The sequence below is a fragment of the Streptomyces sp. NBC_00370 genome (assembly GCF_036084755.1).
Taxonomy (GTDB): domain Bacteria; phylum Actinomycetota; class Actinomycetes; order Streptomycetales; family Streptomycetaceae; genus Streptomyces.
Genome location: NZ_CP107968.1, coordinates 8,444,769 through 8,464,485, shown reverse-complemented (window position 1 = coordinate 8,464,485; position 19,717 = coordinate 8,444,769). Strand labels below are relative to the sequence as shown.

Here is a 19,717-nt window from a genome sequence, read left to right as displayed (position 1 = left end):
GACAGGCATGAGCGGGGAATCCGAGCGGAAGGCATACCGGACGGAGGCGATCACGGTGACCTTCGAGGCCGGGCGCTGCCGCCACGCCGCCGAATGCGTCCATGGCCTGCCCGAGGTGTTCGACACGGCAAAGCGCCCATGGATCCAACCGGACAAGGCACCGGCCGAGCGCGTGGCGGAGGTGGTTCGGCGCTGCCCCTCGGGCGCCCTCCAGTACGAACTCGTAGAGGGCGGGACGCAAACCCCGTCAGACGCAGCGCCACCGCGCAGCTGACCGTGCACAGTGCGCGCTTGCGGAAACACCGCAAGGCGCACGCGCCGAAACCCGGGGCACGCTGCGCGGCTGCCGGCACACCCGTCGCCAGCCGTACTGCGACCACGCGGGGTCCTGCGATCAGTGACACGGCCGCGCCCTCTTCCCGCATGTGACACCCAAGATCTTGGAGCCGAGCAAATGTCCCTTGCAGTGCAGTTCTCCGAATACGGCACCCCTGATGTGCTGCGCGTCGTCGATGTTCCGCCGCTCACCGCCGGCCCTGGGCAGGTACGGCTCGCCGTGCGCGCCGCAGGTGTCAATCCGATCGACTGGAAGATCCTGCACGGCTTCATGCGTCAGGTGATGCCCGTGGACCTCCCGGGCGGCCTCGGCTCCGACGTAGCCGGTGTGGTCGACCAAGTCGGCGAGGGCGTGACCGCCTTCAGTGTCGGTGACGAGGTACTGGGGGCGTCGATCACACCCTCCTACGCCCAGTCGGCGCTTGCCGACCCCGCCGCCCTGGTCGCCAAGCCGGCCTCCGTCCCGTGGGAGGTTGCCGCGACTCTGGCCGGTACGGGCATCACCGCCTGGGAGGTGCTCAACAAACTGAAGATCGCAAGGGGTGAGACTCTGCTGGTCCATGGCGCAGCGGGTGGCGTGGGCACGTTCGCGGTACAGCTGGCCGTCGCCCGCGGTGCACGTGTCATCGGCACCGCGAGCGAAGGCAACCATGAGCAGCTCCGCTCCTTCGGGGCGGAACCGGTCACCTACGGCAAGGGCCTGGTCGACCGCGTACGAGCCATCTCCCCCCACGGAGTCGACGCGGTCCTCGACACCTCCGGGCGCGGTGAGATCCCGGACTCGATCGAACTGGCCGGCGGTCCGGCGCGCGTCCTCTCACTCGTAGCCTTCGACGCCGCGAGCACCGGAATCCAGATTCACCTGACCGAGCCGGGAGCGGGGGGTCCCGAAGCGCTCGGTGAGATCCTCGCTCTGATCGAGGCGGGACGGCTGCGGATGCCTATCGCGGGTACCTACCGCCTCGACGAGGTTGCGGCGGCACTGGCAGTCAGCCAGTCCGGGCACCTGAGCGGCAAGCTCGTCGTACTCCCGGCGTAGGGTCACGGCCTTTCGCGCGATCAGCGGGCGTCACAGCCCTACGACGGGTGCGGAGCGGGCGAGAGCATTTACTGAAGGATGCGTTGCAGCTCGGTGCGGTCCTGCGGGGTGATCCTCGCCAGCCTGCGGTCGTACTCCGCCGCCAGGGCCGCCAGCGCACGGTCTCGTGCCTGCTCGCCGGCGGGAGTTAGGGCGAGGCGGTGACGCCGGAGGTCCGCGTCGTCGATCTCGCGCCGGATGAGTCCCTTGGCTACGAGGTTGCGGACGTAGAGCGTCACGCTCGCTTTGGGCAGCAGCAGTGCCGCCGCGATCTCGGCCGGGTACGGCGACGCGGTCACCTCCGCCAGGACGAAGAACTCCTTCATCTCCACAGCTATGGAACAACGATCTCACGAAGGGCGCTGTTCATGCTTCAGCACATCACGATCCCGCGCGGACCGATCGAGCTCGCGGCCGACCTCTACCTCCCCGACAGTGCCGACAGCATCGCGCCGCTGCGCGCCGTGGTGCTCTCCACGCCCGGCAGCAGCGTGAAGGAGCAGATCGGCGCCAACTACGCGTCGCGCCTCGCTGCCCACGGCATCGCGGCGCTCGTCTTCGATCCCGCCCACCAAGGGCGGAGCGGAGGAGAGCCCCGCGACCTCGAAGACCCCTACCGCCGCGGTGAGGACATCTCCTACGCCCTCGATGCGCTGACCACGATCCCCCGCATCGACCCGCAGCGCATCGGAGTCCTCGGCATCTGCGCCGGCGGCGGCTACGCCGTGCACACCGCCCGCACGGACCACCGCATCAAGGCGGTCGGAACCGTCGTTGCCGGCGACATGGGCACCTCGTTCCGCAGCTTCCAGTCCGACGGCCCGGCCGCCGCACTCGACGCCCTTGCCGACGCACGTATCGAAGAGGCCCGTTCCGGCGAGATGGCCCGTGTGAACTGGCTGCCCGACACCCTGGAGGACGCCGCGGCAGCCGGAATGACCGACATCGACACCACCCAGGCCATCACCTACTACCGCACCGAGCGGGGCGGCCACGAGAGCTCCACCAACCGCCGCCTGTCGCGCAGCGACTCTCTCCTGCTGGGCTACGACGCGTTCCACCTGGTCGACCAGCTCATGACGCAGCCACTGCAGGTCATCCTCGCCGGCCGCATCGGCAACACCGGCCAGTACGAGGCGGGCATGAAGCTGTGGAAACTGGCCCCCAACCCGGTCGACCTCATGGTGATAGAAGGCGCCGGCCACTACGAGATGTACGACGAGCCCGAATACGTCGACGCCGCCGTCGAACGGCTCGCCGACTTCTACGTCAACAACCTGTAGGCATCCAGACCGGCGAACCTCACTCGCCCAGTCAGGCCGACGCCCCCCTGCTTCAGGATGAGCTGCGTGTTCCGTCATGGCTGTGCGCCTCGGTGAGGCACTCGTGGAGCCGGTTGCGTACGTCTTGCAGGTCTGTCATCTGCCGGTCGAGGCGGTCGCGTTCGGCCGCGAGCAACTTCAGCAGTTCCGGTGACGCCTCACGCGAGTCGGCGAACGGCAGCACCTCGCGGACGGTTCTGCTGGGCAAACCCACGGCGTAGAGCTGTTGGATCAGCCTGACCCGTTCGACGGCACCGGCCAGATACTGGCGCTGGCCACCGGAATTCCGAGTGGAGTGCAGCAAGTCCTGCTGCTCGTAGTAGCGCAGCGCCCGGACACTGACACCCGCCTGAGCGGCGACTTCCCCGATCCGCATCCCGGCCTCCTGACTCCATTCGACGTCCGACTTGCACCTGACGTCCGCGTCAGGTTTTAGCGTAGCGGACACCGGCGCGAGCCATCCCTTCCGCACTCTGGAGCACTCCTATGACCACCATCGACAAGACAGTCGTCGTCCTTGGCGCCACAGGGCAGCAGGGAGGATCGGTCGCCGCGGCGCTGCGGGCCGACGGCTGGAACGTGCGCGCGGTCGTGCGGGACGTGTCCAACCACGGGGCCCGGTCCCTCTCCGCCGCCGGCGTCGAAACCGTCCGCGGTGACCTCGGCGATCCGGAGTCACTCAGGGCGGCCTTCTCCGGTGCCCATGGCGTCTTCAGCGTCCAGCCGAACTCGGGGCAGGCCGGTGCGGACGTGACCAACGAGGACGAGGTCCGTTTCGGCACGGCGGTGGCCGACATCGCCGAGCGCTCCGGCATCGCTCACCTGGTCTACAGCTCCGCGGTCACTGCGGGCTCGACAACAGGCGTCGACCATCTCGACACCAAGAACCGGATCGAGACCCATGTCCGGAAGCTGGACATCGCCAGCACCGTCATTCGGCCGGCCACGTTCATGGAGCTCCTGGTGACCCCCGAAATGGGCCTCGACGGGGGTCACCTGTCCTTCCTGATGCGTCCCGACCAGGCCATGCAGTTCATCGCGGTACGCGACATCGGCCGCATCGTCGCCGCTGTCTTCGGCTCGCCCGATCGCTACGCCGGCCGCACCGTGGAGATCGCCGGTGACGCTCTCACCGGCAATGCCCTCGCCGAGCATCTGACCCAGGCTGCCGGCCGGACGATCACCTACAGCCGCCTGCCGGCGACGCTGCTGGCACAGGACGAGGTCCTGGCCAAGTTGGCAGCCCTCGTGGACGACGGCAGGCTGGCGGGAAACGCGAACCTCGACGCACTGCGCGCGGAGTTTCCCTTCCTACTGTCCTTCGACCGCTGGCTGGCGGGCCCTGGCGCGGCGCTCCTCGATGAGGCGTTGCGTTCCACGGACTGAGGCATCGCCCCATGCTGATGAAGCAACTGAGCGGCCACGACTCACTCTTGGCCGCCGGACTGCTCCGCCGCGAGGACACTCCTGGTAAGCGCCGTCCCTACCAGGCCGGCCGAGACCACAGGATGTCTCCTTCATTCTCTGTTCGTGGCCGGGCTCGGTGGCTGTCGTGCCTCGTTCCGGAACTGTGCGGGCGATGAGCCGACCACGCGGCTGAACGCCGTACTGAACGCGCTCTCGGACCGGTAGCCCGTGGAGCGTGCCAGCTCGGAGATCGACATCGTGTCGCGGGCGAGGGCGTCGCGCGCGAGGCTCATGCGCCATTGGATCAGGTATTCCAGCGGCGGGACCCCGACGTGGGTCTTGAAGGTCTGGGCGAAAGCGGAACGCGACATGTGGCTGAGCTCGGCGAGTTCCTTGAGGCTCCAGGAGTGGGCCACGTCGGCGTGCACGGCACGCAGGGCGGTACCGATACCGTCCTCGTTCAGTGCGCCCAGCCAGCCCGTGGGCCGGTCTGTCTGAGCGGCGTGGGCACGCAGCATGTGCACGAGCAGGATCTGCGCGAGGTGATTCTGCACCAGTGGGCCGCCGGCCGCGGCGATCCCGACCTCGATGGCCAGGAGATCGATCAGCTGCGCGAGCTGCGTGCCGTGAGGATCGGCCGCGCGGACGATCACGAGCGGCGGCAGAAGATCGGTCAGGAGGGTCGCGTTCGCGTCGTCGAACGCGATGTGCCCGACGCACAGGTAGAGGTCTTCCTCGGACTCCGAACCGATCCGCACGGACCCGCCCTCGGCACCCCTCCACACGGGCTCCGCAGGGCGTGGGCTCGCGTCGAGCGTGCTGGCCAGCACGTAAGGGGGCGGGTTGCCCAGCATGAAGGTGTCACCCTCCCGCAGGAGTACCGGATCGTGCCCTTCGAGGATCAGCCAGCATGTGCCGCGTACGAGCCCGCCGATCCGCACGTGCAGGAACGTGTCGAAGCGCAGCGCCCACTCTCCCCCGGCCCGGAGCGTGGGCCCGATCACGGTGCGGGGCCGGAGCAGGCCGATCGCGTCAGCCACCGGATCGCGAAAGCCGAGCACCGACGTCACCTCCTGGACGATCTATAAAGAATGCCGGACTCTACATCATGGATAGTATCCCCGGTCTCCCGCAGTATCGATGTCGAAGGCACCGCATCGAGAGAGTGATGGAGATACCCCCATGGGACAGCTGGAAGGCAAGACGTCGGTGGTCACCGGAGGCAGCACCGGTATCGGTCTGGCCGCTGCCGTACGGCTGGCGGACGAGGGCGCGTACGTGTTCGTCACCGGCCGACGGGAGTCCAAGCTGGAGGCCGCCGTCAAGACCATCGGGACGGACCGGGCCACCGCGGTCGTCGGCGACATCGCGAAGCCGGAGGACCTGGACCGGCTCTACGAGGCGGTCCGGGCGCGGGGCAGGGGTCTGGACGTGCTCGTGGCGAACGCGGCGATCGGTTCGTTCGTGACGCTGGAACAGACCACCGAGGAGCATTTCGACCAGACCTTCGGGGTCAACGTCCGAGGCACGCTGTTCACCGTGCAGAAGGCGTTGCCACTGCTCAACGACGGAGCCTCGATCGTCCTGGTCGGTTCGACGGCGGGCGACCGAGGAGTAGAGGCGTTCGGCGCGTACGCGGCGTCGAAGGCGGCCGTTCGCTCCTTCGCCCGGACGTGGTCCAACGAGCTCAAGGGCCGCGGCATCCGGGTCAACGCGATCTCGCCGGCCTGGATCGAAACTCCCGGCGGCATCGCCGCGTTCGGCGACGAGGAGACCGCACGGGCCGTCAAGGAGAATGTCGCAGCGACCGTGGCCAAGGGCCGCATGGGCCGGCCTGAGGAAGCCGCCGCGGTCGTGGCCTTCCTGGCCTCGGAACAGAGCAGCTACGTCGTCGGCGCGAACATCTACGTCGACGGTGGCACCAACCAGATCTAGTGGCGCTTGTTCATGCTGGTGCGGGGGCCGGCCTGTCGCGATGGCGTTGTGTTCGTGGCGCCCCGGCCACGGGGCACCGATCGCGGTCGGGCAAGAGACAGGTCGTTCGGGAGCGCCGTTCCACCGCACTCCCGAACGGCACGACCATGCGTGCCACTTCTGAGCGACGCCTCGACGACGGCGTCCTCGAACGCGTATGCGCCCTCGGCGGGATCCCCGGCATCCGTTGAACTCACGCGCAGATGCGCTCTAGTCGCCGCGAAGCGGCAGTACCGGGTGCTTGCTCATGATCGACACGCGATTGAACGCGTTGATGGTGACCGCCACCCAGATCGCGGCTGAGATCTGGTCTTCGGTGAGAACCTGCCGGGCGGTCTCGTAAGCGGCTGTCTGGGACGCGGCGTTCGCCGGATCGGTGGTGGCCTCGGCCAGCGCGAGGGCGGCACGCTCGGAGGCAGTGAACAGGCCGGTGTCCCGCCAGGCGCTGAGGATTCCGAGTCGCCGCGATGATTCACCGGCGCGCAGGGCCGCCGCGGTGTGCACATCGAGGCAGTAGGCGCAGCCGTTGATTTGCGATATGCGGAGGTTGATCAGTTCCACGGTGGTGCGGTCGAGGCCGGCCTCGGAGGCTGTTGCCCGGACCGCCTCCGAGACCTGCACCAACGCGTGGAAAGCCTTGGGGCTCTGTTTGTCGATGAAGACCCTACGGGGTGGGGCATCGTGGAGGTAGTTGTTCACGTCGGGGCTCCTTCGGACCACGCTCGGGGGTGGCCCGGTCTCGTACGGGTGCTGTGGCCATCGGCCTGCCTCCATGGCATCATAGTTGACGTCTCAACCAGATCCTGACGGAGGTGTGCCCGGTGAGCAACGCGGAAACAGATGCCGCCGCTGTCCGCTGCGGTGCCCTCGTCGAAGGTGACCGACCGACCGGAAGCCCCCGGGTCGATGTCCTGTCGGCGCGCGAGGTTCCCCTCGGCGGTCCGCGTGCGATGCGTGTGCGGCGGACGCTGCCTCAGCGGGAGCGCACACTCATCGGCGCCTGGTGCTTCGCCGACCACTACGGCCCCCACCAGGTCGCCGCGTCAGCCGGCATGAACCTGCCGCCACATCCACACACCGGACTACAGACGGTGAGTTGGCTGTTCAGTGGGGAGATCGAGCATCGCGACACCCTCGGCAGCCACGCCCTGATCCGGCCCGGCGAGATGAATCTCATGACCGGCGGACATGGCATCGCCCACTCGGAGGTCTCCACCCCGAACAGCACTGTCATCCACGGCGTCCAGTTGTGGGTCGCGCTGCCTGAGGAACACCGCAGCACCGCCCGGGATTTCCAGCACTACGTGCCCGAACCCGTGGAGGTGGACGGTGCCGGCATCAAGGTCTTTCTGGGCTCACTCGTCGGCCGGACCTCTCCGGTCCGGTCCTTCACACCGCTACTCGGCGCCGAGATCGTCCTCGAACCGCACGCGACGCTGACTCTCACGGTGGACGAGGCTTTCGAGCACGGCCTCCTTGTGGACAGCGGGCCCATTCGCCTGATCGACACTGTGCTGCGGCCTACTGAACTCGGCTACGTTCCTCGCGGCACGGAAACCCTGACGATGGCCAACGAGACGGACGCCCCTGCGCGGACCCTCCTCCTTGGAGGTCCCCCCTTCGACGAAGAGATCGTCATGTGGTGGAACTTCATCGGCCGAAGTCACGAAGACATCGCGAAAGCCCGCGAGGACTGGGAAGCCTCGTCCGAGCGTTTCGGCGTCATCGAGGACTTCCCCGGCGGCCGCCTTTCCGCACCGGCCCTGCCGAACTCCGTCATCACACCGCGCCGGAACCCGCCACCCCGCTGACCTCCCCAACGACCTTCCTGGTCCGCCGTCCTGGAGTTCGGACGGACGAGCGACGGGGCCTCTTGGTGCCCACCCATCCGAAGTGGATGCATCAACTATATTGGAACCGTCGAAGTCACATGGGCCAGGTGTGCGGCCCGAGGGGAGACGTCCGGAAATGCAGAATCTGACTGTGGCCCAGCAGATGGTGGACATCCTGCGCCAAGCAGGCGTGGAGCGGATCTACGGCGTGGTGGGTGACAGCCTGAACTCAGTCGTCGACGCGGTGCGCCGTACCGACGGCATCGAGTGGGTGCACGTACGGAACGAAGAGGCCGCCGCCTTCGCCGCAGCAGCCGAGGCGCAGCTGACCGGCAAGCTCGCGGTGTGCGCCGGGAGCTGTGGCCCCGGGAACACGCATCTGATCCAGGGACTGTACGACGCGCACCGCTCCGGTGCCCCCGTACTCGCACTCGCCTCGCACATACCGTCGCACCAGATCGGCACCGGCTTCTTCCAGGAGACCCACCCAGAACGGCTGTTCACCGAATGCAGCGACTACTGCGAGATGATCAGCTCCCCCGCGCAGATGCCCCGGATCCTGCGGATCGCCATGCAGCGGGCCCTCGGCAACAGCGCGGTGTCAGTCCTGGTGGTTCCTGGCGATGTCGCGCACGGTGAAGCGACTCACCCGACGGGAAGCAGCGACCTGGTCACTGAACGCGGCCGGGTCGTCGCGCCGGACACACAGATTCGGGGACTGGCCGACAAGCTGAACGCGGCACGGAAGGTGATGCTGTTCTGCGGCGCGGGGGTACGGGACGCGCACGCCGAGGTGATGGCGCTCGCCGAGAAGGCTGCCGCTCCCGTCGGGCACACTCTGCGGGGCAAGGAGTGGATCCAGTTCGACAACCCCTACGACGTGGGCATGAGCGGGCTGCTGGGGTACGGCGCCTGCTTCGACGCGATGCACGACGCCGACCTGGTCGTCCTGCTCGGCACCGACTTCCCGTACAACGACTTCCTGCCACAGGCGCGAACCGTACAGATCGACCACGACGCCGGCCGCCTCGGCCGTCGCACTCTTCTGGAACTCGGGGTCCACGGTGACGTCCGGGAGACGCTGCGGGCAGTGCTGCCCCTGGTCGAGGCGAAACGGGACCGCACCTACCTTGACCGGATGCTGCACAAGCACGCCAAGTCCCTGGAGACGGTGGTGTCCGCCTATACACACGACGTGGGGCGCCACACCCCGATTCACCCGGAGTACGCGGCCTCGGTACTGGACGAACTCGCTTCTGAGGACGCGGTGTTCACAGTGGACACAGGCATGTCCAACGTCTGGGCGGCGCGCTACCTGACTCCCAACGGGCAGCGCCGAGTGATCGGTTCGTTCCTGCACGGCACGATGGCCAACGCGCTGCCGCACGCCATCGGCGCGCAGTTCGCGTACCCGGGCCGCCAGGTGATCTCGATGTCGGGTGACGGCGGACTGGGCATGCTCATGGGCGAGCTGCTCACGGTGAAGCTGCACGAACTGCCGGTGAAGACGATCGTCTTCAACAACTCCTCCCTGGGCATGGTGAAGTTGGAGATGCTGGTCGAGGGGCTGCCCGAGCACGAGACTGACCACGGGCCGGTGGACTATGCGGCGATAGCCCGTGGCGCGGGCATCGAGGCGATCCGCATAGAGGACCCCGGTGACGTCGCTGACGGACTCAAGCGGGCGCTCGCCCATGACGGACCGTTCCTGGTCGACCTGGTGACCGACCCCAACGCCCTGTCGATCCCTCCGCACATCTCGGTCGCCCAGGTCAAGGGATTCGCCTTCGCCGCAGGCCGGACAGTGCTCGACGGGGGCGTCGGCAAGATGCTCGACTTGGCCCGTTCCAACCTGCGTAATGTTCCGCGCCTCTGAGGTTGTCGCTCTCCTCGGTGAAGGCCAGTTCCGTATCCCGGCATGTCGCTACCCGCCCTCCCCCGGCACTCGGCCTGGCGGCGAAGAACGCCGCGGAGCAGCGGCTCGCGGCCGCTGCTCCGCGACCGGCGATGCTGGGCTGGGCGCTGACCGCGCCCCGGCAGCAACCACGTCACCCGCGCCTTCAAGCAGCGCCATGGGCTCATACCCACCGAGCATGCCCGGCAGAACGCCTCATCAGGGGCTGACCGCTGTCAAACACCGCTCACGGCCAACGCACCCGCAAGTAAGAGGATGCAGATTCCCGAAAGCTGGTCGACCCGACGAGCGATCGATCCCTTGTACGACCTGAGCCGCCGGCGGAGGATTCTCCCGGCTCCGACGTACAGGCTGCCCACGACAGCTTCTACACCCATGTAGGCCAGTCCCAGAAGAGCGATGCGCAGTTCTGCACCCCTTCCGCTGCTCGTGAATTGCGGGAGGAGGGCCGCGAAAAGCAACAGCGCTTTTGGATTGGTTATGGCGACCATGAACTCCCGGCGAGGGACCCGCCATCGATTGGTGCGGTCCGCTTCATCCTCGACCACAGAAGCGTTCTCCGGCCTGCTCCTCAGCGCCGCTACACCAATCCAGACCAAATATGCTATTCCGCTCCATTTTATTATGGTCAGCACATTAGGAGACCGTGCGAGGACCGCGCCGAGACCCAGCACAACGACGCCGATCAGCAGTGCGAAAGCTGCGAGACGCGCGAGGATGCCGACAAGGGCCCAGGAAGTGCCAAATCGGATGGCGTTACCCAGGCCTAACAGCTGGCTCACTCCAGGGATTATGGATATCAATACGACAGAAGGGAAGAAATCCGTCCAGTAGATCACGCCCCCAGCATCAGGCGTGTGACCTATTCCTGGGACGAGAACATCGCGAGTTATAAATCACACGGTGCAACACCCCCTAGCCGAACAGGCAGCAGCTGGCAACGAATTGGGTTGATCGTCGCCGAGGCCGTCGAATATCGGACGCAGCACCACCCGCCACGACCACGTCTAGTTGACACGTAAACCATAAGGGTGTACTAGTTTACGTGTCAACTAGATCGGCTGAGGTGATGTAGAGGACCGCTAAGCCGACCGTTCGGCGAACCGGCTCCCCTCCCCCGCCCGCGCGCGAGCTGCCGGCTGGGCGTCATGTACCACGCACCGCCACACCCGACACAACGAAAGCGTTGAGCGAAGTGAGCACGATGGATGTTTCGCAGATCGAGTTCGGTATCGACAGCTTCGGAGACCGGCCCCGCAACGACGAGGGCGTGATCGTCTCGCACGCGCAGGCGATCCGTGCCGCGGTGACCGAAGCCGTCCTTGCCGACCAGGTCGGTATCGACGTTGTCGCGTTGGGCGAGCACCACCGACCCGAGTACGCGATCTCCAGCCCTGAGACCGTGCTGGCAGGCATCGCGACAGCCACGAAGCGCATCCGGCTCGCGTCGGGCGTGACAGTGCTGTCCTCGGACGACCCGGTGCGGGTGTTCCAGCGGTTCGCCACGGTCGACGCGCTCTCCAACGGCCGCGCCGAGGTGATCCTCGGACGCGGTTCCTTCACGGAGTCGTTCCCCTTGTTCGGGTACGACCTGAAGGACTACGACGTGTTGTTCGAGGAGAAGATCGATCTTTTCCATCGGCTCCTGGACGAGGGGCCGGTCACCTGGGAAGGCACCACGCGGGCCGCCCTGCACAACGCGGACGTCTACCCGAAGACGGAATCGGGACGTCTCAACACCTGGGTGGGCGTCGGCGGGACACCGCAGTCCGTGCTCCGCACCGCTCAGTACGGCTTCCGGCTCATGCTCGCGATTATCGGCGGCGCCCCCGACCGGTTCGCTCCCTACGTGGATCTGTACCAGCGCGCCAGCCAGGAGATCGGCACCACCCCGCAGCCGGTCGGGACGCATTCACCCGGCTTCGTCGCTTCCACTGACGCCGAGGCCAAGGAGCTCTTCTACCCCGGGTACAAGGAGATCCGCGACCGGATCGGGGGGCAGCGCGGGTGGCCGCCGCTCCGCAAGCAGGAATTCGAGGCCGAGGTGAACCGCGGGTCGCTGTACGTCGGCTCGGTCGAGACGGTCGCTACCAAGATCGCCCATGCCGTCCGGGTACTGAACGCGGGCCGGTTCGACATGATCTACTCCGCCGCCGGCACCGTCTCAGCCTCCGCACGTCTCCGTTCGGTCGAGCTGTACGGCACCCAGGTCATCCCTCGGGTGCGCGAGCTCCTGGCCGAGCAGCCCGCAGCCACGGCGGGAGCCACGCGATGACCAACCCTGTTGCCACTATCGGGATCCTTGGAGCCGGGAAGGTCGGCACCGTCATGGCGCGCCTGGCCGTCGCCGCCAGTTATCGAGTCCTGATCTCAGGGTCCGGTGACCCCTCCAAGATCGCGCTTACCGCCAAGGTCCTCACCCCCGGAGCGACAGCCGTGTGGCCGGCCCAGGCCGCGGACGCCGCCGACGTGGTGATCCTCGCTCTCCCGCTCGGCAAACACCGCGACCTCCCCGTCCCGAGCCTTGAGGGAAAGCTGGTCATCGATGCGATGAACCACTGGTGGGAGATCGACGGCCCCCGCGACACAATCCTTCCGTCCGACACCTCTTCGAGCGAATTCGTGCAGACGTTTCTGACAGGCGCACGTGTCGTGAAGGCCCTCAACCACATGGGCTACCACGACCTCGAAGACGAGGCCCGTCCGCCAGGCAGCCCCGGGCGTAAGGCCATCGCGATCGCCGGTGACTCGCCCGAGGATCTCGCCGTCGTGTCAGCGCTGATCGACTCGCTCGGATTCGACCCACTCACCGTCGGCGACCTCGCAGCAGGCGTCCGGCTCGAGCCCGGCAGCCCCGCCTTCGGAGCCAACGTCGATGCCGAGCAGCTTGGCGTGCTGACCGCCGCCTCCGCTCCGGAAAGGTCTTTTGAGCACTCGTAACAGAAAGACAGAGGCCCCTCGGCAGGACCGGCGAGTGGCCGCGCGGTGAGGCCCCGTCAAGTGCAGCCTGGTACCAGGACGGTGGCAACGTGGTTCTCACCGCGTGAAAATCGCAATGACGCATGGAGGGCGAATGCGACCGATCATTCCCGACTATCTGGCTGAAGTGCTGGGAGACGTCGAGTCGGACACTTCCGGAGAGCCGGCGGGATACATTCCCGAGCTCGCATCGGCGGATCCCGAGCGCCTCGGTGCGGCCTTCGCCATGGTTGACGGAGAGGTCTACGGTGCCGGTGACATCGACGTCGAGTTCACCATCCAGTCGATCTCCAAGCCGTTCGTCTACGCGCTGGCCCTGTCTGATCGCGGATTCGACCCTGTGCTCGCCAAAGTCGGAGTCGAGCCGTCCGGAGAGGCGTTCAACGAGATCTCTCTCGAGAGCGATACGGGACGCCCCCTCAACCCCATGATCAACGCCGGCGCGATCACCGTACACTCGCTGGCCGGCGCGGAGGATCTGAATCCGACAGAGCGAGTGGACCGCGTGCTCCACGGGCTCTCGGCGTTCGCCGGCCGTCGGTTGAAGACGGATCAGGCGGTATACGCCTCGGAGATGGAGCACGCGCACCGCAATCTCGCCATTGCGCATATGCTCCGCAGTCACAACGTCCTCACCGAGGACCCGGGGGCCGTCGTGGACGGCTACACCCGCCAGTGTTCCGCGCTCGTCACCACTCGAGATCTGGCCATGATGGCCGCGACGTTGGCCAACCGCGGGGTGAATCCCCTGTCGGGTGAGCAGGTGGTGCCGGAAGCGGTGGTGCGTCAGGTGCTGAGCGTCATGTTCAGCTGTGGAATGTATGACGCCGCCGGTGACTGGGCGACCCAGGTCGGTATTCCGGCGAAAAGCGGGGTGGCCGGGGGTCTGATCGGCGCGCTGCCCGGACAGATCGGCATTGCCACGTTCTCACCACGACTGGATGGTCATGGGAACAGCGTTCGCGGCGTTTCACTGTTCGAGCGATTCTCTTCAGACATGGGTCTGCATGTGATGGAGGTTCCCGCCGCGGCGCGTGCCGTCGTGCGGTCCAACCATGTCGTCGCCGGCGGCCCGAGCGCGCTCCGCGTCCTGCAACTGCAAGGTGGCATCGGCTTTGCCGGAGCCGAGAGAGTGGTTCAGGAAGCCATGGCCATTTCACCGTCGGAAGTCAGGGTGGCTCTAGACCTGACACGGGTCCACTCGATCGATGATGTGGCACGGCGCGTGCTGCTGGAGATCGCACGCCGGCTGACGTTGAACGGCCACGATGTCTACCTCGTCGACCCCGAATCCATGATGCCCGATCCCGATCCCGGCGATGGTGGCCGAGTCACCGTCGTGGACAACCTGGACCTCGCCGACCAGCGCGCCGCGACGGCGGCCGGAGGTCAAGGCGGTTGACGGCGCAGGGGCGGAATTCGCGCCCCACCGCTGGTCGTTGTGGATGGCCGAGACCTCTGAACCGCCTCCAACAGCACGCAGTTTCCACCTACTAATATGGGCCGGCGCTCGTTTCGTCGGCCTGAGGGGAAGGACACCATGGGCTACATCACCGTCGGCACGGAGAACAGCACGCCGGTCGAGCTCTACTACGAGGATCAGGGTTCCGGGCAGCCGGTCGTCCTGATCCACGGCTACCCGCTGGACGGGCACAGTTGGGAACGTCAGACGCGCGAGCTGCTGGCCCAGGGCTATCGGGTCATCACCTATGACCGTCGGGGCTTCGGCCAGTCGTCGAAGGTGAACTCCGGTTACGACTACGACACCTTCGCCGCTGACCTGAACACGGTCCTGGAGACCCTCGACCTGCGGGACGTCGTCCTCGTCGGCTTCTCGATGGGCACCGGCGAACTCGCCCGCTACGTAAGTCGCCACGGTCATGAGCGGGTCGCGAAGCTGGCCTTCCTCGCCTCGCTCGAACCGTTCCTCGTCGCCCGCGACGACAACCCCGACGGGGTGCCGCAGGAGGTCTTCGACGGTATCGCGGCGACCGCAAAGGCGGATCGGTACGCCTGGTTCAAGCAGTTCTACGCGGACTTCTACAACCTCGACGAGAACCTCGGCACCCGTATCAGCGAGGAGGCCGTGAACGGTAGCTGGAACGTCGCCATCGGCAGCGCTCCGGTGGCTGCGTACGCTGTCGTGCCGGCCTGGATCGAGGACTTCCGCGCCGACGTCGAAGCGGTCCGCGCGAGCGGCAAGCCCACACTGATCCTGCACGGGACAAAGGACAACATCCTCCCGATCGACGCCACCGGGCGCCGATTCCACAAGGCGCTCCCCGAGGCCGACTACGTCGAGGTCGAAGGCGCCCCGCACGGTCTGCTCTGGACCCACGCCGACGAGGTCAACACCGCGCTGCGCGACTTCCTCTCGAAGTGACCGTGGATGACCGGCTGTTCCCCTGACGGCTTCTCTTGACGCGGAGCCGCGTCACCGCCGATGAGGTGAAGCGTGCGTGGTGGCCGGCCGGCCCCACCGCCAGCCCTTGGCGCGCGCCTGTCGTGCCAAGGGCTGAGCGCGTCCGTCAACTTCGCCGTCCTTCGACGGCTACGTGTGGCCCTGGCTTCGTGGGGTTACGCACCCACGGTCGGCGCCGCTTCGATGATGCTCACCGGCGAGTTGGTCGACAGCACGCGCACGAGGTCGAGCCCGGCAGAGGCGAGGAGTTCGCGGTACTGTTCCTCGGTCCGTTCGCGACCGCCGGTGAGCGACAGCATGACGAGGTCGAGGAACTTACCGGGGTGATCTTGGTCCCCGGTCGGCAGCACCATCTCGACCAGAATCACCCGGCCGCCCTCCGCTATCGCCTCCCGAGCGTTGGTAAGAATCCTTCGAGCCGCATCGTCGTCCCAGTCGTGCACGATGTGCGAGAGCAGGTACACGTCCCCGCCCCGCGGTACCGAGGTGAAGAAGTCGCCGGCCTCCGTCCGGCACCTCTCCCCCAGGTCTCCCAGGTTCACCTGGGCGATCACATCCGGCCTGTCGAACAACGTGCCCCGGGCGGCGGGAGCCTGTTCCAGTACCGCGCGCAGCAGTGTGCCCACGCCGCCACCCACGTCCACTATGTGCTCGACCTGCGGAAGATCCCAGGCGCCGGCGACCGCGGCGGGTTCCGTGCCATGGAAAGCGATCATCGTCTGGTTGAACGAGGCACCCTCGTCCGCGTGCTTTCCGAAGTAGTCGAAAACAGGTACGCCGAAGGCCAGATCGGCCCCGGTACGGCCGGTCCTCAGCGTGTCCGACAGCCGCTGCAGCGAGTTGGTGAACAACGGACCCAGCATGCTCAGCACCAACTCGCGGGCCGCGGTGGGGTGTCCGCTGGTCAGGGTCCGGCCGAGATCGGTGAGGGTGTAACGGTCTCCCTCGGTGTGGAAGTACCCAACAGCGGCCAGGGCGCGCAGGACCCGGGGCAGACTGTCGGGTGTGGTACCGGTCTTCTCCGTAAGCGCACCGACAGCCAGTGGACCATCGGCCAGCAAATCCGGAATCCCGAGCTCGGTGACGGCGAACAGAGCGCGGGCCAGTACGGAGCCCATGGCCAGGTCCAGTATCGCGGCGTGCGGTGGTGCGGGGGTTTCCTCGGTCATTCTGGTGTCGCTCCTCTACTTGAGGGTTGTCTGAGCAGGGAACATTGCAGCCTCGGCGCAGGGACGTGTTCGTACAGCGGCCGGCCACCCAGCTGCGACCCGTTCCAAAATGGACCGACGTCGTGGTCGGCAATTCCGACCGTCTGTCGTTTCAGCTGCCTTGGTAGCCCCCATGCAGCTGCGCACGAGCGGGTGGAACGTCGCAGTGACCCAGGAGGTCGACACCGGCTCTGTCGGCGAAGCCCGCGCCGCCGCCGCGACTCACACTATCCGCACCCGGTTGACGCATCAACCTTCTCGGCGGACCGCCCCGGCCAAAATCAACCGTGCGGCCCTCAGTGCCAACACCGGCCTGCGACCGTCGCGTCAGATGTCTGTCTTGTCGAGCACCTCAACGACACGCGCGCTGATCCTGCCGAGGGCCGCGGTGTCGGATGTGCCCAAGCTGTCGAAAAGGACGTCCCGGATTTCGGCGCGCTGCGCGCGGAGCACCCCTACCACGAGCAGCCGGCCCTGTGAGGTCAGTGTGGCCTCGTAAGCACGTCTCCCCTCCGGTACCCGTCCGCGGGTGACCAGGCCCTGACGTTCGAGGACGGTGAGCGTGTGACTGACGCGACTGGGCGAGAAACGCAGCAGGCCGGCAAGCGCCTTGAGGCCCATCGTCTGATTCTCCGCACCCATGAGGAGAACCAGCAGCTTGAAGTGCCCGTGCGAGATATTCCCGTCACGCTGTGATTGCCGTTCCAGCGCATCCTCGAGGAGATGGGCCGCCAGCACCAGGTCATGCCACACCGCGGCTTGGTCGAGGTCGTCGTCACGTCGCATCGTCACGGTGCTCATCCTTGCGGCAGCTCGCCGACATGTCGACCTGCGGGGCCTCCGGCGTCGCGTTGCCGCTGGCGGATTGTCAGGCGGCGGTCTGCGACCCCCGAGGGGCCGCACAGCACTCACCTTCTCAGCCCTGAACGCGTTGGTCGTAGTCCTCTTGGTGCACCCGGATCTCGTCCGCGTTGTCGACCGTCCAGTCGTACAACCGGCTGAACGGTTCCTGGAGGGACTTGCCGAGCGGAGTCAAGGAGTACTGGACCCCGACCGGCGAGGTCGGCAGCACCCGGCGCACGATCATCCCGTTGCGCTCCAGCCGGCGCAGGGTCTGGGTCAGGACCCGCTGGGTCACGCCCTCAAGGCGGCGTTTGATCTCGTTGAAACGAGTGGGCTTGTCGAGAACGGCCATCACCATCATCGACCACTTGTCAGCGATCTGGTCGAGGATCGGGCGGCTGGGGCAGTCGGACCGGTAGACGACGTCGACGCCGGCGTCGACGCTGGTTTCGGAGCTGGCCATGTCGGTATCCCTCGTGATCCTTGCGATGCCCAAAGTGCGTTATTGACGCTGTTCGCCCACCATCGCACAGTGAGTATGCATCAGGAACCTAGATGCACATCAGGTACCGAATCGGAGATCCCCATGCCCCACGACGCCTACGCGACCCTACGGGTGAGCCTTGAGGGCGGCATTGCCCGCGTCACCCTCGACAACCCACCGGTCAACGTTCTGAACGTCGCCCTGATGGCCGACCTCCGACACCTGCTGACCGCACTGAGGGACGACGACTCGGTTCGGGTCATCGTGTTCGACAGCGCCAGCCCGGAGTTCTTCATCGCCCACGTCGACATGTCACTCGTCGACACGCCAGACGCCTTCGACGAGCTCGCGGCCGACCTCCCCGACGGCGTCAACGTCTTCCAGGGCTTGGGGGAACTGCTTCGACACCAGCCCCAGGCGACCATCGTCAAGCTTGCCGGGGTGGCGCGCGGAGGAGGGGCGGAGTTCGTCACGGCAGCAGACATGGCGTTCGCGGCAATCGGCACCGCCGGGATCGGCCAGATCGAAGCCCTCATGGGCATCATCCCTGGCGGGGGCGGCACTCAGTACCTCGCCAGCCGCATCGGCCGCAATCGCGCCCTGGAGGCGGTGCTCGGTGGCGACCTGTACGACGCCGAAACCGCGGAGCGCTACGGCTGGGTCAACCGGGCCGTCCCCGCTGACGAACTCGACGACATCGTCGACCGCCTCGCGCGCAACATCGCAGCCCTGCCCGAGGGTGTGATCGCTGCGGCCAAGCGGGCGATCGTGGCCGAGGACCTCGCCGAGGGGCTCCTGCGGGAGCACGATGCCTGGGCGGGCCAGTTCGTTCGCCCCGCGGCCGAGCGTTTGATCCGCGGCGGGCTGGCCCACGGTGCCCAGACCCCCGACGGCGAGCGCGATCTGGAGGGCCTGCTCCGGGGACTGGCCTGACAGGCGGACGAGGACCCATGTGCTCACCGGTGCCCTGTTGACCGGGTCAGTGCGCAGCTCACACCCATCTCGTCGGATGCCAACACGGTTGACCGGCACGTCGCGTCGTAGAACGCCGATGTGGTGGGTGAACAGCTCATAGGTCCACCGCCTTCGGGGGCGCTCCGACAACTGGGCAGACGCCTCCTGCGGCCGGGATCGCAACCACCAAGGCCCCCTCCTCGACCGGCCACGAACCGTGGCAGGTCGAGGATGCCGACGCTCACTGCACGCCTTGGATATTTCGGGCATCGATCAGAGTCGACCACGTCAACGGGATAGATGAGCTGTCAACATTTTCGTTACACTCACTAAATGAACACGACGCCTCACTGGCTGACCCCGGAGCAGAAGACCGCTTGGGACAGCTTCATCCGCATGCAGGAGACGCTCCTCGGGCGACTCTCTCGCCTGATCCAGACCGACTCCGGTATGTCCGCCTCCGATTACATCGTGTTGGCGAGCCTCACCGAGAGGGGAGGCGGACGGATGCGCTTCCTGGACCTGGCCAAGCTGGTGGAGTGGGAGAAGAGCCGCATGTCCCACCAGGTCCGGCGGATGACGACGCGCGGGCTGGTAGCCAGGGAGGAATGTCCCGACGACGGACGCGGAGCGTTCATCGTCGCCACCCCGGCCGGCTACGAGGCGATCGAAGCCGCCGCACCCCAACACGTCGACCACGTCCGCCGACTGTTCATCGACGCCCTCACCCAGGAAGAACTCGACACACTCGGCCGGATCTCGAACCGCGTCCTCGCGCACATGGAGAAGCAGCCTGACTGACCGATCAAGGTCTCGACGCGTTCATGGCCGGCCGAAGTCCGTCCCACACCGACGCGGCGAGGCCGTACTGATGCGCGGGCTGCCCGCCACGTATCGTCACGTCACCCCTCCTACGCCCGCACGGGGAGGGCGTAGATCGATCTAGTTGATGTATCAACCGGT

At 66.8% G+C, this 19,717-nt stretch carries 20 protein-coding genes and 1 pseudogene; 13 read left to right on the top strand and 8 right to left on the bottom strand.

The window, feature by feature from the left end; genetic code table 11:
- Positions 1–7 precede the first annotated feature (7 nt).
- Together OHS57_RS37050 and OHS57_RS37045 are read left to right on the top strand one after the other, a co-directional pair.
- Positions 8–401: pseudogene (locus OHS57_RS37050) on the top strand ((4Fe-4S)-binding protein).
- Between the two features lie 53 nt (positions 402–454).
- A complete protein-coding gene (locus tag OHS57_RS37045; protein ID WP_328584881.1) occupies positions 455–1,375 on the top strand; it encodes an NADP-dependent oxidoreductase in 921 nt (306 codons plus the stop codon).
- Positions 1,376–1,443: 68 nt separating this feature from the next.
- On the opposite strand, the gene OHS57_RS37040 is transcribed toward OHS57_RS37045, so the two are convergent.
- A complete protein-coding gene (locus OHS57_RS37040; RefSeq protein WP_328584880.1) occupies positions 1,444–1,740 on the bottom strand; it encodes a MarR family winged helix-turn-helix transcriptional regulator in 297 nt (98 codons plus the stop codon).
- A 42-nt stretch (positions 1,741–1,782) separates the two neighbouring features.
- Between OHS57_RS37040 and OHS57_RS37035 the strand changes: the two genes are divergently transcribed.
- Positions 1,783–2,697: an alpha/beta hydrolase gene (locus tag OHS57_RS37035; protein WP_328584879.1), complete on the top strand. Its 915-nt coding sequence runs from the start codon at positions 1,783–1,785 to the stop codon at positions 2,695–2,697.
- Positions 2,698–2,749: 52 nt separating this feature from the next.
- Here the strand turns inward: OHS57_RS37035 and OHS57_RS37030 are convergent, their stop codons facing one another.
- Positions 2,750–3,112 carry a MerR family transcriptional regulator gene (locus OHS57_RS37030; RefSeq protein ID WP_328584878.1) on the bottom strand — a complete coding sequence of 121 codons (363 nt, stop codon included), beginning with the start codon at positions 3,110–3,112 and terminating at the stop codon, positions 2,750–2,752.
- A gap of 110 nt (positions 3,113–3,222) precedes the next feature.
- On the opposite strand from OHS57_RS37030, the gene OHS57_RS37025 reads away from it, so the two are divergent.
- Positions 3,223–4,122, top strand: coding sequence for an NmrA/HSCARG family protein (locus OHS57_RS37025; RefSeq protein ID WP_328584877.1), 900 nt, complete (start codon positions 3,223–3,225; stop codon positions 4,120–4,122).
- Positions 4,123–4,253: 131 nt separating this feature from the next.
- Here the strand turns inward: OHS57_RS37025 and OHS57_RS37020 are convergent, their stop codons facing one another.
- A complete protein-coding gene (locus OHS57_RS37020; RefSeq protein WP_328584876.1) occupies positions 4,254–5,213 on the bottom strand; it encodes an AraC family transcriptional regulator in 960 nt (319 codons plus the stop codon).
- Positions 5,214–5,325: 112 nt separating this feature from the next.
- Between OHS57_RS37020 and OHS57_RS37015 the strand changes: the two genes are divergently transcribed.
- Positions 5,326–6,078, top strand: a complete 753-nt coding sequence (locus tag OHS57_RS37015; RefSeq protein WP_328584875.1) for an SDR family NAD(P)-dependent oxidoreductase — start codon at positions 5,326–5,328, stop codon at positions 6,076–6,078.
- Positions 6,079–6,327: 249 nt separating this feature from the next.
- Here the strand turns inward: OHS57_RS37015 and OHS57_RS37010 are convergent, their stop codons facing one another.
- Positions 6,328–6,816, bottom strand: a complete 489-nt coding sequence (locus OHS57_RS37010) for a carboxymuconolactone decarboxylase family protein (RefSeq protein WP_328584874.1) — start codon at positions 6,814–6,816, stop codon at positions 6,328–6,330.
- A gap of 122 nt (positions 6,817–6,938) precedes the next feature.
- Between OHS57_RS37010 and OHS57_RS37005 the strand changes: the two genes are divergently transcribed.
- Together OHS57_RS37005 and OHS57_RS37000 are read left to right on the top strand one after the other, a co-directional pair.
- Positions 6,939–7,928, top strand: a complete 990-nt coding sequence (locus OHS57_RS37005; RefSeq protein WP_328584873.1) for a pirin family protein — start codon at positions 6,939–6,941, stop codon at positions 7,926–7,928.
- Between the two features lie 157 nt (positions 7,929–8,085).
- Complete coding sequence (locus OHS57_RS37000) at positions 8,086–9,825, top strand: pyruvate dehydrogenase (protein ID WP_328584872.1); 1,740 nt, start codon at positions 8,086–8,088, stop codon at positions 9,823–9,825.
- A 254-nt stretch (positions 9,826–10,079) separates the two neighbouring features.
- Here OHS57_RS37000 and OHS57_RS36995 read toward each other — a convergent pair whose 3' ends face one another.
- Positions 10,080–10,703 carry a LysE family translocator gene (locus tag OHS57_RS36995; protein ID WP_328584871.1) on the bottom strand — a complete coding sequence of 208 codons (624 nt, stop codon included), beginning with the start codon at positions 10,701–10,703 and terminating at the stop codon, positions 10,080–10,082.
- Between the two features lie 365 nt (positions 10,704–11,068).
- On the opposite strand from OHS57_RS36995, the gene OHS57_RS36990 reads away from it, so the two are divergent.
- The 4 genes from OHS57_RS36990 (at position 11,069) to OHS57_RS36975 (ending at position 15,226) form a co-directional block, all read left to right on the top strand.
- Positions 11,069–12,139 carry an LLM class flavin-dependent oxidoreductase gene (locus OHS57_RS36990; protein ID WP_328584870.1) on the top strand — a complete coding sequence of 357 codons (1,071 nt, stop codon included), beginning with the start codon at positions 11,069–11,071 and terminating at the stop codon, positions 12,137–12,139.
- Positions 12,136–12,804 (top strand): NADPH-dependent F420 reductase, encoded by a 669-nt coding sequence (locus tag OHS57_RS36985; RefSeq protein ID WP_328584869.1) that lies wholly within the window; start codon positions 12,136–12,138, stop codon positions 12,802–12,804. The genes OHS57_RS36990 and OHS57_RS36985 overlap by 4 nt, the downstream gene beginning before the upstream one ends.
- Before the next feature lie 133 nt (positions 12,805–12,937).
- On the top strand, positions 12,938–14,245 hold the full coding sequence (locus OHS57_RS36980) for a glutaminase (protein WP_328584868.1): 1,308 nt from the start codon (positions 12,938–12,940) through the stop codon (positions 14,243–14,245).
- Positions 14,246–14,383: 138 nt separating this feature from the next.
- Positions 14,384–15,226 (top strand): alpha/beta fold hydrolase, encoded by an 843-nt coding sequence (locus OHS57_RS36975; protein ID WP_328584867.1) that lies wholly within the window; start codon positions 14,384–14,386, stop codon positions 15,224–15,226.
- A gap of 194 nt (positions 15,227–15,420) precedes the next feature.
- Here OHS57_RS36975 and OHS57_RS36970 read toward each other — a convergent pair whose 3' ends face one another.
- The 3 genes from OHS57_RS36970 to OHS57_RS36960 all read right to left on the bottom strand — a co-directional run bounded on the left by OHS57_RS36970 (position 15,421) and on the right by OHS57_RS36960 (position 17,779).
- Positions 15,421–16,434, bottom strand: coding sequence for a methyltransferase (locus OHS57_RS36970; RefSeq protein WP_328584866.1), 1,014 nt, complete (start codon positions 16,432–16,434; stop codon positions 15,421–15,423).
- Positions 16,435–16,800: 366 nt separating this feature from the next.
- Positions 16,801–17,259 (bottom strand): MarR family winged helix-turn-helix transcriptional regulator, encoded by a 459-nt coding sequence (locus OHS57_RS36965; protein ID WP_328585250.1) that lies wholly within the window; start codon positions 17,257–17,259, stop codon positions 16,801–16,803.
- A 130-nt stretch (positions 17,260–17,389) separates the two neighbouring features.
- Positions 17,390–17,779: a winged helix-turn-helix transcriptional regulator gene (locus OHS57_RS36960; protein WP_328584865.1), complete on the bottom strand. Its 390-nt coding sequence runs from the start codon at positions 17,777–17,779 to the stop codon at positions 17,390–17,392.
- Positions 17,780–17,902: 123 nt separating this feature from the next.
- Here OHS57_RS36960 and OHS57_RS36955 point away from each other — a divergent pair, with 123 nt between their 5' ends.
- Together OHS57_RS36955 and OHS57_RS36950 are read left to right on the top strand one after the other, a co-directional pair.
- Complete coding sequence (locus OHS57_RS36955) at positions 17,903–18,733, top strand: enoyl-CoA hydratase/isomerase family protein (protein ID WP_328584864.1); 831 nt, start codon at positions 17,903–17,905, stop codon at positions 18,731–18,733.
- Between the two features lie 354 nt (positions 18,734–19,087).
- Entirely contained in the window at positions 19,088–19,555 is a 468-nt protein-coding gene (locus OHS57_RS36950) for a MarR family winged helix-turn-helix transcriptional regulator (protein WP_328584863.1), read from the top strand.
- Positions 19,556–19,717 lie beyond the last annotated feature (162 nt).

Excerpts from the sequence above, each read along its gene's own strand:
- OHS57_RS37045 (WP_328584881.1), top strand. The coding sequence starts at position 455 with ATGTCCCTTGCAGTGCAGTTCTCCGAATACGGCACCCCTGATGTGCTG.
- OHS57_RS37040 (WP_328584880.1), bottom strand. The coding sequence starts at position 1,740 with ATGAAGGAGTTCTTCGTCCTGGCGGAGGTGACCGCGTCGCCGTACCCG.
- OHS57_RS37035 (WP_328584879.1), top strand. The coding sequence starts at position 1,783 with ATGCTTCAGCACATCACGATCCCGCGCGGACCGATCGAGCTCGCGGCC.
- OHS57_RS37030 (WP_328584878.1), bottom strand. The coding sequence starts at position 3,112 with ATGCGGATCGGGGAAGTCGCCGCTCAGGCGGGTGTCAGTGTCCGGGCG.
- OHS57_RS37025 (WP_328584877.1), top strand. The coding sequence starts at position 3,223 with ATGACCACCATCGACAAGACAGTCGTCGTCCTTGGCGCCACAGGGCAG.
- OHS57_RS37015 (WP_328584875.1), top strand. The coding sequence starts at position 5,326 with ATGGGACAGCTGGAAGGCAAGACGTCGGTGGTCACCGGAGGCAGCACC.
- OHS57_RS37000 (WP_328584872.1), top strand. The coding sequence starts at position 8,086 with ATGCAGAATCTGACTGTGGCCCAGCAGATGGTGGACATCCTGCGCCAA.
- OHS57_RS36990 (WP_328584870.1), top strand. The coding sequence starts at position 11,069 with ATGGATGTTTCGCAGATCGAGTTCGGTATCGACAGCTTCGGAGACCGG.
- OHS57_RS36985 (WP_328584869.1), top strand. The coding sequence starts at position 12,136 with ATGACCAACCCTGTTGCCACTATCGGGATCCTTGGAGCCGGGAAGGTC.
- OHS57_RS36980 (WP_328584868.1), top strand. The coding sequence starts at position 12,938 with ATGCGACCGATCATTCCCGACTATCTGGCTGAAGTGCTGGGAGACGTC.
- OHS57_RS36975 (WP_328584867.1), top strand. The coding sequence starts at position 14,384 with ATGGGCTACATCACCGTCGGCACGGAGAACAGCACGCCGGTCGAGCTC.
- OHS57_RS36970 (WP_328584866.1), bottom strand. The coding sequence starts at position 16,434 with ATGACCGAGGAAACCCCCGCACCACCGCACGCCGCGATACTGGACCTG.
- OHS57_RS36965 (WP_328585250.1), bottom strand. The coding sequence starts at position 17,259 with ATGCGACGTGACGACGACCTCGACCAAGCCGCGGTGTGGCATGACCTG.
- OHS57_RS36960 (WP_328584865.1), bottom strand. The coding sequence starts at position 17,779 with ATGGCCAGCTCCGAAACCAGCGTCGACGCCGGCGTCGACGTCGTCTAC.
- OHS57_RS36955 (WP_328584864.1), top strand. The coding sequence starts at position 17,903 with ATGCCCCACGACGCCTACGCGACCCTACGGGTGAGCCTTGAGGGCGGC.
- OHS57_RS36950 (WP_328584863.1), top strand. The coding sequence starts at position 19,088 with ATGAACACGACGCCTCACTGGCTGACCCCGGAGCAGAAGACCGCTTGG.